10 protein-coding genes are annotated in these 14,614 nt (G+C 47.7%); 6 read left to right on the plus strand and 4 right to left on the minus strand.

Features of this window, described 5'->3' with window-relative positions; translation table 11 throughout:
* The first annotated feature begins 15 nt into the window (after nucleotides 1-15).
* Together AC1D0K_RS07785 and AC1D0K_RS07790 are read left to right on the plus strand one after the other, a co-directional pair.
* Nucleotides 16-3,228 (plus strand): SusC/RagA family TonB-linked outer membrane protein, encoded by a 3,213-nt coding sequence (locus AC1D0K_RS07785; RefSeq protein ID WP_477390194.1) that lies wholly within the window; start codon nucleotides 16-18, stop codon nucleotides 3,226-3,228.
* Nucleotides 3,229-3,239: 11 nt separating this feature from the next.
* Complete coding sequence (locus tag AC1D0K_RS07790) at nucleotides 3,240-4,613, plus strand: RagB/SusD family nutrient uptake outer membrane protein (protein WP_477390192.1); 1,374 nt, start codon at nucleotides 3,240-3,242, stop codon at nucleotides 4,611-4,613.
* 50 nt (nucleotides 4,614-4,663) lie between these two features.
* Here the strand turns inward: AC1D0K_RS07790 and AC1D0K_RS07795 are convergent, their stop codons facing one another.
* Nucleotides 4,664-4,960, minus strand: coding sequence for a DUF6520 family protein (locus AC1D0K_RS07795; RefSeq protein WP_477390190.1), 297 nt, complete (start codon nucleotides 4,958-4,960; stop codon nucleotides 4,664-4,666).
* Between the two features lie 117 nt (nucleotides 4,961-5,077).
* Nucleotides 5,078-5,512 carry a MauE/DoxX family redox-associated membrane protein gene (locus tag AC1D0K_RS07800; protein WP_477390188.1) on the minus strand — a complete coding sequence of 145 codons (435 nt, stop codon included), beginning with the start codon at nucleotides 5,510-5,512 and terminating at the stop codon, nucleotides 5,078-5,080.
* An 88-nt stretch (nucleotides 5,513-5,600) separates the two neighbouring features.
* Here AC1D0K_RS07800 and AC1D0K_RS07805 point away from each other — a divergent pair, with 88 nt between their 5' ends.
* Entirely contained in the window at nucleotides 5,601-8,615 is a 3,015-nt protein-coding gene (locus tag AC1D0K_RS07805) for a thiopeptide-type bacteriocin biosynthesis protein (protein WP_477390186.1), read from the plus strand.
* Here AC1D0K_RS07805 and AC1D0K_RS07810 read toward each other — a convergent pair.
* On the minus strand, nucleotides 8,612-9,346 hold the full coding sequence (locus AC1D0K_RS07810; protein ID WP_477390184.1) for a LytR/AlgR family response regulator transcription factor: 735 nt from the start codon (nucleotides 9,344-9,346) through the stop codon (nucleotides 8,612-8,614). The genes AC1D0K_RS07805 and AC1D0K_RS07810 overlap by 4 nt on opposite strands.
* On the minus strand, nucleotides 9,343-10,161 hold the full coding sequence (locus AC1D0K_RS07815; RefSeq protein ID WP_477463035.1) for a sensor histidine kinase: 819 nt from the start codon (nucleotides 10,159-10,161) through the stop codon (nucleotides 9,343-9,345). Before AC1D0K_RS07815 ends, AC1D0K_RS07810 begins: the two co-directional genes overlap by 4 nt.
* Before the next feature lie 349 nt (nucleotides 10,162-10,510).
* On the opposite strand from AC1D0K_RS07815, the gene AC1D0K_RS07820 reads away from it, so the two are divergent.
* The 3 genes from AC1D0K_RS07820 (at nucleotide 10,511) to AC1D0K_RS07830 (ending at nucleotide 12,386) form a co-directional block, all read left to right on the plus strand.
* Nucleotides 10,511-10,675 carry a hypothetical protein gene (locus AC1D0K_RS07820; protein ID WP_477390180.1) on the plus strand — a complete coding sequence of 55 codons (165 nt, stop codon included), beginning with the start codon at nucleotides 10,511-10,513 and terminating at the stop codon, nucleotides 10,673-10,675.
* 26 nt (nucleotides 10,676-10,701) lie between these two features.
* A complete protein-coding gene (locus AC1D0K_RS07825; protein WP_477390178.1) occupies nucleotides 10,702-11,898 on the plus strand; it encodes a hypothetical protein in 1,197 nt (398 codons plus the stop codon).
* A 224-nt stretch (nucleotides 11,899-12,122) separates the two neighbouring features.
* On the plus strand, nucleotides 12,123-12,386 hold the full coding sequence (locus AC1D0K_RS07830; RefSeq protein ID WP_477390176.1) for a helix-turn-helix domain-containing protein: 264 nt from the start codon (nucleotides 12,123-12,125) through the stop codon (nucleotides 12,384-12,386).
* The last annotated feature ends 2,228 nt before the right edge of the window (nucleotides 12,387-14,614 follow it).

A 14,614-nucleotide genomic window follows, 5' to 3' on the forward strand; every position in this document is an offset into this window, starting at 1 on the left:
TAATAATTTGATCACATGAGTATTTTTTACAGGATATTTTACGGAGCCCTGCTGTGCTTTTTTTTGCCCGCAGCGGCCATGGCCCAGGGCATAACGGGCCTGGTGCAGGACCCCGGCGGGGTTCCACTTACAGGCGTTCAGATCCGGGTGTCGGGCGGCCGTTCTTTACCGGAGCTCACCGGGGCCGACGGCCGTTTTACAACGAGCGCTGCGCGCCGTGACACCCTTTATTTTGAAAAGACGGGTTACCTGTCCAAAGCAGTTGTCGTTCAGGACGAACGCAGCTTTAAGATCACGCTGCGCCTGGTGGTGCAGCAAATGGAGGAAGTACAAGTGGTATCTAACGGCTACCAGTCGCTTCCCCTGGAAAAGGCTACCGGCTCCTATGAACAAATAGGCAAAGACCTGCTGAACCGGTCGGTGGGCACGGACGTACTGGGCCGGCTGGAAGGGGTGAGCAGCGTGCTGTTTGATAAACGGGTAGGCCATGACGGTGAACTGGCCGTGCGGGGAAGAAGCACACTGTTCGCTAACGCGGAACCGCTGGTGGTACTGGACAACTTTCCTTATAACGGCGACCTGGCTAACCTGAACCCCAACGATGTGGAAAGCATTACGATCCTCAAAGACGCGTCGGCGGCAGCGATCTGGGGCGTACGGGCCAGTAACGGCGTGATCGTGGTCACCACCAAGAAGGGGGCGAAGAACAGGCCGCTGTCGGTGGGTTTTAACGCCAGTGTAACCATGGCTGCCAAACCGGACTCTTTTTACCTGCCGCAGATGTCACCGGCCGATTTTATCTCGGTGGAAAAGCAATTGTTCGCGGCGGGTTTTTATGCTGACGACGAGCAGTCGGTGACCCATACCGGGATCTCGCCCGCCGTGGAGCTGATGATGGCGCAGCGGGACGGGGCGATATCTGCCGCCGATGCCGCCAGGCAGCTGGATGCGCTGGGCAGGCAGGATGTACGCAGCGACCTGCAAAAATACTGGTACCGGAACGGCCTGAACCAGCAATACGCCCTGAACCTGAGCGGCGGCTCGGATAAGGCCACTTATTATTTTTCGGGCGGCTATGACCATAACCTTGATGCGCTGAGCGGCGGATACCGCAGGCTGACCCTGCGCTCGGATAATAGTTTCAATTTCGGGGAACGGCTGAGGCTGGACGCGGGCGTATACATGACGGACAGCCGGACAACAGCCGGGCGTAATGATCCGTCTTCGCTGGTAAGCCTGGACGGCAAACAACTCTACCCATATGCGAAGCTGGCAGACGCGCAGGGTAATGCCCTGCCGGTGATGCTGGATTACCGGCAGTCCTTCCTGGATGCTTCGAAAGCGCAGGGCTTCCAGGACTGGAATTATTACCCGCTGAACGATTACAAAAATATAGACAACCATACAGACCGGCTGGACCTGCTGCTGAATACCGCCCTGCATTACCGGCTATGGAAAGGCCTGGAGGCTGAGTTCCGTTACCAGATGGAGGTTAACCAGAATAATGGTACCCAGCTATATGGCAAAGACAGCTATTACGCCCGAAACCTGGTTAACCAGTATACGCAAACGGGAGCCGACGGCAGCCTGACATTGCCGATACCCGCAGGTGGTATCATGAACAGTTCGGACAGCCGTTTCCGCTCGAACAGTATCCGCGCGCAACTGAATTATCACCAGGACTGGGGACAGCAGCAGCTGACAGCGCTGGCGGGTTATGAGTACCGTAACGACCATACCTCCGGTCGGAGTTTTACAGATTACGGCTATAACGCCGATATCGGGCAGGGCCAGCCGGTAGACTATGTGACCAGCTTCCCGTTGGCGAACCAGTCATATTTGGGTAACAGCCGCATTCCTTACGGCAACGGTTATGACAGCCGGGACAATTATAACCTGTCCTGGTACGGTAACCTCGCCTATGCCTACGGGAACCGGTACAGCTTGTCGGCCAGCGCCCGCCGGGATGAGTCGAACCTGTTCGGCGTTAACGCCAACCAGAAAGGCGTGCCGCTGTATTCTGTCGGCGGCGCGTGGACGGCCAGTAATGAGCATTTTTATCATGTCAGCTGGCTGCCCTACCTGAAGCTGCGCTTATCGTACGGTTACAGCGGTAACGTGGATAATACCTTGTCGGCCGAGGCTGCGATCAGGTACATTGGCACGAGTACGATCGGTCACCTGACCTATGCCACGATAGCCAATCCGCCCAACCCGGACCTGGGCTGGGAGAAGACAGGCATTCTGAACGCCGGGTTGGATTTTAACGTAGCAGGCGGTGTGCTGTCGGGTTCGCTGGAGGTTTACAGCAAGAAAGGGCATGACCTGATCGGCTTCAGACAGCTGGACCAGACCACCGGGGTGCTCAACCCGGCGACAAACCTCTTCCAATACAAAGGGAATGTGGCATCGATGAAGGGCCATGGCGTCGAACTGAACCTGCATGCGAACCTGCTTCGCGGAGCTTTCGGATGGCAGGAAGACTTATTGTTTAATTACACGCGGAATACGGTGACGGCCTATGACCAGACGAGCGACCTGGGCTACAATTACGCAGCCAACGGTTTAGGGGTGTCGCCACTGATCGGTAAGCCTTTATATTCGATACTGACTTATAAATGGGCGGGACTGGACCCGCAGACCGGCGACCCGAGGGGATACCTGGACGGCAAAGTGAGCAATGACGCCGCGTCAATCATTGATCAGACCAGGGTGGGCGACCTGCAATACAGCGGGCCCGCTGTTCCCCCGGTTTACGGCAACCTGCGCAGTACGTTTAGCTTCCGGGGCTGGTCCGTTTCTGCAAACCTCGCCTACAGATTTGGCTATTACTGGATGCGTTATTCGGCTGCCTATGATGCGATGGCGTATTACCGAAATATCCAAAGCTATGACTACGCGTCGCGCTGGCAGAAACCCGGTGATGAGCTGCATACCAACGTGCCTTCCTTTGTTTACCCGACGGACAGCTCGCGAGACCAGTTCTATAACGAGGCTTCGGTGAACGTAGAGAAGGGGGACAATATCCGGCTGCAGGATCTGCGGCTGGCTTATGACCTGGGGGCAAGGCAGCTGAAAAGGCTGACGCTGAAACACCTGCAGGTCTATATCTACGCAGCCAACCTCGGCACGATATGGAAAGCGACCAAGTCGTCGCTGGATCCCGATTATCCATATAGCATCAAACCGGCAAGGACCATAGCAATTGGTTTAAGCGGCAACTTTTAACAGGATTTGAAATGAAAAGAATAACCAATAAATTAAATATACTGCATCATTTTCGGCTGACAGCCGGAATCGCAGGATTATGCCTGCTGTTGTTATCCTGCAGGAAGCAACTGGACATCAAACCTTCACTCAACCTGCAGGTGCCGGTGACGCAGGCGGATTTCCAGGCGGTAATGAATAATAATAATGTGTTTACGCAAACCTGGCCTTACGCCGGTACGGACGGGGCCGATGATGGTTTTATAACGGATGCCACCTGGGCTTCGGTATCGGTAACAGGCAGGAACGCCTATACCTGGAACCGGGAGGTGTTTAACGACCTCCCGCGCAATGACTGGTCGTATCCGTATACGGCGGTTTTTTATTGTAACCTGGTACTGGAAGGAACGGAGAAATACGGAGATGGCAGCGCCCAATGGCGTGACATCCGCGGACAGGCTGCTTTTTTCAGGGGCTATGCCTGGTACTGGCTGGCCCAGGAATTTTGCAAGCCCTATGATCCTGCAACCGCCGCGACGGACGCGGGGCTCGTATTGCGGGCTTCATCGGACCTGAATGCGAAATCGGTGCGGTCTACGGTAGAACAAACCTACCGGCAGATGATAGCAGACCTGAGCCTTGCTGCGGTCAGTTTACCGGTGAGCGTGGCCGTGAAAACCAGGCCCGGGAAGGTGGCGGCCTTCGCGATGCTGGCACGGGTTTACCTGCTGACCGGGAATTACGCGAAGGTATACGCCTATGCGGATTCCTGCCTGAAGATAAACGGAACGCTCTTGGATTATAATAAGGTAGTAGTGGCGACGGTTCCCTTTAAACGATTTAACGATGAAGTAATCTTCCACACGACCATGATCTCGGCACCGGTACTGCTTTCGCCAAGGTACCTGGTGGATACGACACTATACGCATCCTATGCGGCCGGGGACCTGCGTAAGACATTGTACTTTAAAAAAGCGGCGACCAAACCCTATTATAATTTTAACGGAAGCTATGACGGGACGACGAACCTGTTTAACGGCCTGGCAACGGATGAACTGTACCTGCTGCGGGCGGAAGCTGCGGTGAGGATGGGCAAGGCTGACGCGGCTTTGGCAGACCTGAATTTGCTGCGGAAAAACCGTTACCTGCCCGCATCTTATGTGCCGCTGGCATCGGCCAATGCAGCAGAGGTGCTGGGCTGGGTGCTGGCAGAACGCAGGAAAGAGCTGCTGCTGCGGGGCCAACGCTGGACGGATCTGAGGCGACTGAATCAGGAAGAAGCTTACCGGAAAACAGTGGTCAAACTGATCAACGGGCAGCGGTATGAACTGCCGCCGGGTGACGCACGGTATGTTTGGCCGATCCCACAAGCGGTGATCGCGGAAACCGGGATCGTGCAGAACTGAAAAAGCGGAAGACCCGCGAGGGCCTTCCGCTAAATAAAATCATGGAGGAACTAGTTTTTAAGATCTTCCTGTGAAATTGCTGACAGATCGGGCTGGGTGGTGTGCAGTGGGTCAACCGGGGCTTCGATTGCACAGCGTTTGGTGCTGCCTGAACATCCTGGCTCGTTGGCCACCTGGGTATACTTGGTGCCATCGTTGATCTGGGCCTGGGTGCCCGTGAACTGCCACCATACCGGGTCAGTTTTGGCGGCAGGTTTGTGCGTGGCATGGTGTGCGTTGGTGGCGAATGCGCCGCCGATTCCTACTACGAAGGCCATGGCCAGCAGGGTTGCTTTAATTGATTTCATGATGCTGGACGCTATTTTTTGCTAAAAAGCGAACGAAAAACTTTGATAAATAAAACATGGTGCCTACTCTTTTCTGCGGGTTTTCAGCTTTCCCCCGTTGGTTCTTATCGATAGGGGTCAGTTTAGGTCATGGTGCCGGTGTTTACGTTCGGTGAGGTGCAGGGCGATGGCGGTTACGCCGGCGATCATAAACGCCCAGTTGAAGGCCAGGTGTACCGGCCAGGACATATGTTGCAGGATACCGCCGCAGGAGCAGGGGACTTTACCCCAGTAGTGCAGCAGCACGAGTGATATGTAAGTGGTAAACACGGCCATCAGCAGGGTGGATAACAGTAGCCCCGCGAAGCGGGTACGATTAAAACACAGCAACACGGCGACGATAAGCTCAATGGCCGGGAGGGCGTAAAGTAATACGTTAGCAAGGCCATGGGCAAATGGCTGGAGATAAAGCTGGCTGCGGAAACGGTCAATATCCATGAGTTTGCTGGCGGCAGCATAGGTGAACAGGATGATGAGCAGGAACGGGACGGTGGATTTAATGAATGATCTCATGGCGTTTGCTTTGGTTAGGACAAAGTAAGGCGGCGGAGAAATGGTAAAACAGTGGTAAATGAGTATATACCCTTAAGGATAAAAAGATATGAACTGGGGAAACAATTATGCGTTTTTAGACAGGCTTTTTTTACGAGCGCCATTTTACAGCGTGGAAGACTACGCATTGTGCAAAATGGCCGATGTTTTAAAAAGACAGGATTTCAGGAATGCATTGTGGCTGGCCAGCCCCGAATTTTGCCGGGTTTTGGAAAAACAGCAGTTCGACTGGGATAAGCTGGGTAAAAAGGAGCGGCTGGTGCTTTATAAATATTACAACCGGATGAGCTTCCGGGCGACGCCTTTCGGCGCTTTTTCCAGCTTCGCCCTGGTGCCCTGGACGGCGGGAGATCAGCTCAGGCTGGTGGAAGCGGACCGGTCGGTTTTGCACCTCCTGCCCTCGAGGGAATGGCAGGACCATGAAGAACAAAAGTTCAAAAGCAGCCGCGCAGACTTTGACGTACGGCCTAACCCGACCATCAGGCGGGTCGGGAATAATTTGCGGTTCATCCGTTCGCTCACCGGCGAAAAAGGTAAACTGACTTTCCTGGTGAATGAGGTGGAAGCAGAAGAACTTCCGCTTCACCTGCTGGAATTGTGCAGGGACAATGCCTTGAGTTCATATGGTGTAATAGCACGGATCGCAGCGATGACCGCTTGTACGCAGGAAGAGGCCGCTGATTATTATGCCTTCCTGGTGACCGAACAGCTTTTACTGACGTCGTATGAAGGCTGCCTTATCGGGGATGGGGGCAATAACCCGTTTACGGGAGAAGAGTATAAAACCTGGGCGGCAGGCCAGCAATTGCCATTCACTAAAAGCCTGGGCCTTACCGCAGAAACGGACAAGCCGGCGCAGAATGACGACGGACAAATAGCCTTTAAAGGCAACATGTATTATGGCGGGCTGGAGCGGCCTTTACAACAGGGTGGGGTGGGCAACATATGGCAGGAGGAATTGCAGTCAGCGATCACCGCGCTGCGTAAACTGGTCATACCCTATCATACCCCGGTGCTGAAAGAATTTACCGGTGCATTCATGAAAAAGTTTGACGGGCAAAAAATTATGCTGCTGGATGCCATAGATCCGGATAAAGGGGTAGATTATGGTAACCTGCACGCTGGCGTGCAGACAGGCGTGCTGTTGAAGGATATCGCCTTCCCGGTCAGCCGGCCAAAAGCACCGATGGAATGGACGGTTGTACATCGCCTTTTTTTTCGGTTGTGGCAAAACAACGCTTTCCGCAGCCCTGCTGATGCGATTACGGTGAATGATGAAGATCTAGATGAATTACCGCAGCCCGCCCCGGGATTCCTGCTACCTCCATCACTCGCTATGCTGTTTACCAGAACCCGGGGTAAGCTGGTGCTCGAAAATAATGGTGGCGCTTCGGCTACGGCGCTGACCGGTAGGTTCAGTGTTTTCAGCAGCGACGTGGAAGAACTTTGCCGGGAGATCGCCCGGGAGGAATCGAAAGCCAATCCCGAGGTGGTGTTCGCGGAACTTCACCAGTTATCGGATACGCATGTGGATAATATCAACCGCAGGAGGCCGGTTTACGATCATGTGATCCATATCAATACGTATCCGGCGGAAACCGGTCAGCTATCGATCGCGCTGTCGGACCTTTTGCTGTATGTTCACGGTGAGGAACTTATCCTGGAATCGGTCAGCCTGGGTAAGCGTGTGATTCCGAGGCTACCGACCGCCTATAATTTCCACCATAATGAATTGTCGCTTTTCCGGTTTCTGGGTGACCTGCAATTCCAGGGTTTACAGGCTAACCTGACTTTCGACCTTGAGAAACTATTCCCAGGCCTCCCGTTTTACCCGAGGGTGGAATACCGCCGGACAATATTGAGCCTGGCTAAATGGCGGTTGGATAAAGAGGATACCAACGCCCTGATTTCGGGGTCGTTATCGATCGGCAGGTTACACTTGCTGCGGCAAGAGCGGGGCATACCGAGGTGTATCAGCCTTGGGCAAAGTGACCAGCAGCTGGTGTTCGACCTGGCCGATGACGCGGAAGCTTTGTTCTTTTTGGAATGCCTGAAGGAACAGCCCAATGCGCTGATTAGGGAACACCTTCCGCCGGACGGCTCGGTAACCGCAGGCAAAAGTGTGCTGGGAGCCCAACTGATAGCGTTGTTAAAAAACATGGGGCCCGTTTACCGGGGAATCACGGAAAATGGGGCAAAGAAAACGAAAAAGATCAAACGCGCGTTTTTACCGGGGAGCAACTGGATTTACCTCAAGATATATTGTACCGCTGAATCAGCGGACACTTTACTGCTCCGGTTAATTAAACCTTTTATTGAAAGTAACCGGCAACAGGTGATGTCCTGGTTCTTTATCCGGTATGAAGATCCGGATCCGCATATCCGGCTGCGCATGCTGGCAAGGGAAGGGGATTACGAAAAACTGCTTCGTGGACTGCACGCGCGACTGTCGGAGAAAACGCATATAGACCTGGTGCGCCTGGTGCAGCAGGATACCTATGAACGGGAAATCGAGCGCTATAGTGCAGAATTGATGGAACTCGTGGAGGATCATTTTTACATGGGGAGCCGCATGGCGCTGACCTGGATCGACTTGAAGACACAGGAAGCCGGGGCGAATGGCTTTGATTTGGCCGTTGCTAAGTTGGTATATGGCATGGCATCAGCGTTTTTAACTGGTGAAGAGGCCCTGGCTGCTTTTTTTCAATGGCGGTCAGGAAGTTTCATCCGGGAATTCGGAGGGGAAAAACTTTTAAGGATGGAATTTGACAGGAAGTACAGGGCATTGAGCAAAGAGCTTTCGGCTGTAATGGGAAAATCGGGAGTCCTAGATAGTGTTTATGAGCAGATGGGCGAAAGCAGAACTTTCCTGGAAAATATGGATGTTTTACGCGAACAGACCGCAAATTGGCCGGAAGAAAAAAGATTGGCGCTGATCGCGGACCTGATGCATATGCAGGTGAACCGCTTATTCCCTGGGATGCAGCGCAGGCGTGAAGGATTGATCTGTCATTGCCTGTACAAATATGCCGCTTCGGTATCAGCCAGGAGTGTAAGGGTCTAACGCCCCTTGATCCTTTTGCTGACCAGGACATGCGGGTCCAGCCATTGCTGGAATGCATCCTGGTACGCTCCGCCGATAGGAACAGCTTCGCCGTTCTCCATTTTTAGCTGCGCTTTTTCAATAGTGCGGATGTGTTTGCGGCTAACGATATAGGAGCGATGCGTCTGGCAGAAATTCACCGATGGCAGTTCTTCGAGAATCTCTGCCAGGGTAAGGTAGGTGATCACTTTATCACCAGCGAAATGGATCTCGATGTAATTGAGGGCCGCGCGGACGAATTGAATTTCTGCAATCACTATTTTGATATATTTTTCTTTGACATCGCCTTTGACAAACAGGTAGGATTTATCTTTTTCCAGTACCCTGGGGCGGGAATGCTCCTCTTTTACCTTCTGCACAGCCTTGAGGAAACGCGGGTAGGAGATGGGTTTCAGCAGGAAATCCACTGCGCTTAACTCAAATGCTTCGACCCCGAATTCCCGGAAGGAGGTAATAAACACGGTGCTTATGTTTCTGGGGAGAAGCCCGGCGAGTTCGAGCCCGGATATACCCGGCATATCTACATCCAGCAGCAATAACATTGGCGGATCGTCGCCGGTAAGGAAGGGCAAAGCGCTTACCGGATCGGTAGAACTTCCGATAAGTTGGAGTTCCGGCGTTTTTTCTATGTACGCTTTCAGTGTATTGATGGCGTGCGCTTCATCGTCGATAATATAAACAGTCATCATCATAGTATCAGGAGTTCAGCTTCAAAAAAGTTATCGTTTTCAGTAAGGTTCAGGCGGTAAGCATTCCCATAGGCGAAGTCCAGCCTGATCCCAATATTTTCGAGCCCGGTGCTTCTCAACCGTGGGAAAGGTGTTTGCGCTTTCACACGGTTCTTGGTGTAGAACCTAAGCCGCCCGGTTTTGTCAACATGCAGGATAATGACCGCGGGATATACCGTCAGGTCGCCATGCTTGAACACGTTTTCAGCCAGAGTCATCAGCACCAGTGGAATGATACGGCAACCGGTTGTTTCACCGGTCACCTGAAAGTCGACGGCAGTCATCCACTCAAAACGGACCTGATTAATGCGGATAAGGTTGCGGAGTTGTTCCACTTCGTCTTCGAGTAATATTTTATCGTCATCACCGGGTCGTTCAATGCTAAATCGCATGATTTCAGCCAATAATATAACATTTTCGGCCGCCTCTTCAGAGACTTTATGAACTGTACTATGGATAAAATTAAGCGAGTTAAAAAGGAGGTGTGGATTGATCTGCTGGCGTAGCAGGGCATTTTGTGAACGGGCAAGGTTAGCTTCAATTACCAACTTGTCTCGCGCTACGGTCAGTTGTTTAACTTCAGCTTCTATCGCCTTTTTTTCAAAACGGGAAATATTCAGCGCTGTCCAATAAAGAGATGATAAGCCGGCGAAAAATATAATTCGATAAAGATCCAAGGCCGCCATTCCTTTAACAATATGCCACTTAGTCAAGGTGATTTTCGAGAAATCAGTAAAATAGACATCTGCCGCTACCTTAATGAGTAGGAAAAATGTCATTTCTGCAATTATATATATAGTTAAATGGATGTACTTTCTCGTTGTTCCCGACAACGTTATATTTAATATATAATAATGACTGTAAAAAAGCGTGATATTTATCGCGTAATACAAAAGATTTTTAGGGATATAGCCGATGCTGCCACTGGTGTAATAGAATATAAATAACTCATAAATGACAAATGCCATCCACCATATACTGTGATTAACTATGGTTTTTAGCAGGCTTTTTCGAAATAATAAACCCTTTTTTTCATTTCCTGAATCATTGGTGTAAATAATCCCATTCTTCATGTAATAAAATCTAAATCATTTGTTTAATATATTAATATAGCTAAAAATAAATAATATGAAAAAGATAAAATTTAAATTGCCAACTAAAAGCGTAAACACGATTTATAGTTATGCCAACATGGGATTCGCAGGAGCTGATACCTCAATGACTGCCACTACTTCCCAGGGTGATCCCACCAATAGTTGCACAACCATCCTGACTACCACTCACTTTGTATAATCCACTTTATATTTAAAGGTACAGTTTTGCATCAGAATACCATTTTATATAACCAGGATTTGTTGGACGAGTTGGCAGCTGTCAATTCATCCTGCTTGTCCATGGATATTACTGATACGAAATGTGATGAGATGGAGTTAGCGCAAATTTCAGCGAAGATCCGGCAAGCCTGGAACTTCGCTGCATTTTCGGACGTTGGGGAAGACACACTTAATCGTTATTTTACTTACCAGGCAAAATTTATAGCCGCCCTTCTAATTAAATATGACAAAAGGGAGAAGCGTAGCAATCACTTTGAGAATTCACAAAGCCCCTTATTAATGATCAGATCACTATTATGTGCTTTATTAGATTATCTATATCATTATTTTAGTAAATATGTGGATCAGAAAAACACACTTCCGCCGACTTACCGTTTTTATTTTATTAATCAAAATAGTGAATCAATCTCTTCTCTTTACTTACTTATTGAGCGCCCTGAAATTGACGAGAAATTATGCGATTGCCTGAGGTCCTATATAAACGCAATGGTGACCGATCAGGGTTTTGAGACTTATTTTTATCAGCTGCGTTATTTCCGAACACTGGTCAACGAATTGGCCGGCCTGGGGAAAATAGGGGATGAATTGGATGTTAATGCTTTGGTATACGAAAAATTGCTCCAGCTAAATTTCAATCATCTGGATGTTTTTTCATATCATCAACAATCAATCAAATCCTCATTTAGCCGTAAAACAAAGGCTAAAAAGCAAAAGATCATCCATGAAAAGCTAGTTCTGTTCGACAACCAGGTTACCGACAATACAGGAATGTATGATCCAAAAATGCGATCACTACCAATCATGTTGTCCGGTTGGCTTCGGGAAGAATTAGGGTTACTATCTGCCCAGGATGTCAGGGAGCAACAATATGTTCAGGACCGATCATTACGTTTGCAACTGCAGTTATCCATATCGCATTTGTCCTTTCTGATCCGGCTTTTTTATAAACAAAGCCTTTTTGGTGCCATCCCATTGACGGATATTTTTGATTTCTTCGCCGCTAATTTTAGTTCTAAACGACAGGAGGTAATGTCTTCCGGCGGTATCAGCAAGGAGTATTACACCAAAAATATGGTTACCGCTGCTGAAATAAAAGCGTTATTGTTAAAAATGATTGCCCAAATCAACCTGGATTATTTCCCGGTAGTGGCTGCAATAGGTGCAGTAATTTTCTATCACTGAGGAAAGTAATCAGTTCTCCGAACCAATTATAATTGAATCCTTCTCGATCAAATAAGTTTTCTCTTCCGTCAGCTAATACGTCATTTAGCGTATTAAACCGCATTTGTCTGCTCGCAGCTATGAAATCTTCACTGAAATCCAGTTCCTCAATGGCTGTTTTGAGCAAAATAATACTGTTCATTGCGTTATGACCTTATTGTTATAAAGATACAAATAGCACATATATGTGTCAAGTAAAAATCTCTTTTTGCACCAATTTCGATGGTGTGATAAACATCAGGGACGAAGAAGCTATAAATAGTTTTGGTGCTAAGCTGAGGGAATTAAGACTTTCTAAGGGGATATCACAGGAATATCTGGCCAATCTAGCTCAAATACCCCTACAGCAGGTCGGGCGAATAGAACGAGGAGAGGTCAATGTTACGCTGAGTACCATGAGTGTACTGGCAAAAGCCCTGCAAATCTCCATAGCTTATTTTTTTCTTTAGAACGCATCTCTTAAACGATTAAATAGTGCTCTTTTTATGCAACTCATTTAATTTTGATAGAAATAAAATATTGAAATTATCCTAAGCCCGTAGCAATTATTCATTTTTTTCTTCTTCAATTATCTTAACCCAAATCCTAAGCGGGCATTGTTGGCATTTTCAGTTATGAATGTTTATTCATTAAGAATGTTTGAGATGAATCGACGAAAGTAAGCCTTGCCGCTTTTGGGAAAAGAAATCAGAGGGGGAAAAGGGACAAATGCGCTTCATTTCGGCCCGAACCTGAACAATGGATAGCAATCGACGATGGTGAATTGGTTATCAGATTGCCCTAAAACGGACTAACATCAACGGCGATTTGATAATCTTTATAAAATGGTAGGCAGCCGGTAAACATACGGGACAGGATATTTAAATTTATTTCAATCACCGAACTATCTGAAAATCAAAAAAAATGTAACGATAAAATACAAATTCGTACTCTTCATAATTTGATGTGAATTTCTTAAGAAATCCATTGGAATAAGGACCTAGATAAATTGACCATCTGATTAACTGCCAGTGTCGTAAACAAGAAATTAATAGATTATATGAGCTGCGTTCATTTTGTTTGGTCTTTCATGTTTTTGATATCAGCCCTCTCAAATAAACAAAAGGTCTTTTTTATTACACTTAGTTAGGTGTCTTCAAGGTTAATTAAAAGTTGTTCTTCATGTAGTTTTCAGCCAACATATCATTGATCGAGGGTATTCTAAATGGCCTACCTGGAATAAACGAAATTATGTTTAAACACCGCATTCGCTAAGCTGTTTTTAGCTGTCATATATCTCAAACGGGTTAGTTAATACGTGCATCAAGCCAGGCTAATTTGGATTCCATTTACTTTTTTCTTAACGTTTTAAGCAGTTTATTAGAAAGAAAGGTGTTTAAATTATCCCGATAACCATCGCCCACAGAGAAGTTCAAATTGTTGAGCATTTTAATCGTATTGCCATGGACATTCCGTCATACTTGACCATGCTGTTCCGTGCGAATTAGATCGATGAGTTGTGTTGTTGAATAATAGTTTCAAAAATTTTAAATCAGCTATTTAACACGGTCAAAGGTCAACGGAACACCCTGAACTCTTTTTCCATAACGCGGTGATCTATGGTTCCGGAATGTCCAACTACTCATAGTCGACTCTCCTGAAACTAAAAAACGAAATGTAGAGGTCGGAAAGATTATTATCATTAAGGAAGCCAACGTTAAGCCTGATTCGCGGCGCGAAATGGCACGAGATCTTTTCATGCTGTCATTTTATTTATGCGGAATTAATACGATCGACGTGTACAAAGCAAATTATTCAATCAATAACGGCAGAATCGAGTACAGGAGATCTAAAACGTCTGATAGACGTAAAGACAGAGTGTTTATAGGCATTAAGATACCCAAAGAGGCAAAGAGGCTCCTTGTTAAATATGATGGCGTATTGAGTGGCCGCTATGCCTCTATTGGTGATTTGAATAAGGCGATCGGTATTGGAATGCGGGAATTCAAACTCAAACTGAAATTCCTGATATTACTTTTTACTGGGCTCCGCATACATTTGGTACTTTAGCAAGGAACACCTGTCGCAAATCTAAGGACGACATTGCACTTGCTTTAAATCACGTAGATAATGGTCATAAAACGACTGATATTTACATCGAAAAAGATTGGTCAATAGTTGAAGAGGTACAGGAAGCAGTTTTAAATCTTATCCGGGAAAAGCCTAAAGTCAAATTATGTAAGCCATCACTAGTGCTATCTCCTTTACTAAGTAATGTTAAGCTCCTTAGCTTGGCTAAATAAAATATCAGCCACCAACTAAAATCGAAGTTGGTGGCTTAATTATACCACGCAAATTACTATTGTTTAATGCAACGCGCCGTTCATCCCGTCGAAATAACGTTTCAAAAGTTGCCTAATTTCGAAATAAAGTATCAGTAATTTACACTTTATACTATAAATACCTTTTAATCAGTTAGATATCTTTTGGTATCAAAAATGCAAGAACGGCTTTAATTGTGATCGACCATTTAACAGGCACTTTATGGAAACACCAATTTATCTGAATATAAAACTCATTTCGATAGCCACCATAGTGACGACTGTTTGTGGTATAAGTAACGGAAAAGATTGCTATCTGGGAGAATCAGATTCCTGGCTTAGACGTCGGCATGTAGTTAACTACTAAAAAAAAGGTT

Source organism: Mucilaginibacter sp. P1_A3 (assembly GCF_056406855.1).

Bases quoted from the DNA above. Each gene is read 5' to 3' on its own strand.
- AC1D0K_RS07795 (WP_477390190.1), bottom strand. From the start codon at position 4,960: ATGAAATCAATTAAAGCAACCCTGCTGGCCATGGCCTTCGTAGTAGGA.
- AC1D0K_RS07805 (WP_477390186.1), top strand. From the start codon at position 5,601: ATGAACTGGGGAAACAATTATGCGTTTTTAGACAGGCTTTTTTTACGA.
- AC1D0K_RS07820 (WP_477390180.1), top strand. From the start codon at position 10,511: ATGAAAAAGATAAAATTTAAATTGCCAACTAAAAGCGTAAACACGATT.
- AC1D0K_RS07785 (WP_477390194.1), top strand. From the start codon at position 16: ATGAGTATTTTTTACAGGATATTTTACGGAGCCCTGCTGTGCTTTTTT.
- AC1D0K_RS07830 (WP_477390176.1), top strand. From the start codon at position 12,123: ATGTGTCAAGTAAAAATCTCTTTTTGCACCAATTTCGATGGTGTGATA.
- AC1D0K_RS07800 (WP_477390188.1), bottom strand. From the start codon at position 5,512: ATGAGATCATTCATTAAATCCACCGTCCCGTTCCTGCTCATCATCCTG.
- AC1D0K_RS07810 (WP_477390184.1), bottom strand. From the start codon at position 9,346: ATGATGATGACTGTTTATATTATCGACGATGAAGCGCACGCCATCAAT.
- AC1D0K_RS07790 (WP_477390192.1), top strand. From the start codon at position 3,240: ATGAAAAGAATAACCAATAAATTAAATATACTGCATCATTTTCGGCTG.
- AC1D0K_RS07815 (WP_477463035.1), bottom strand. From the start codon at position 10,161: ATGACATTTTTCCTACTCATTAAGGTAGCGGCAGATGTCTATTTTACT.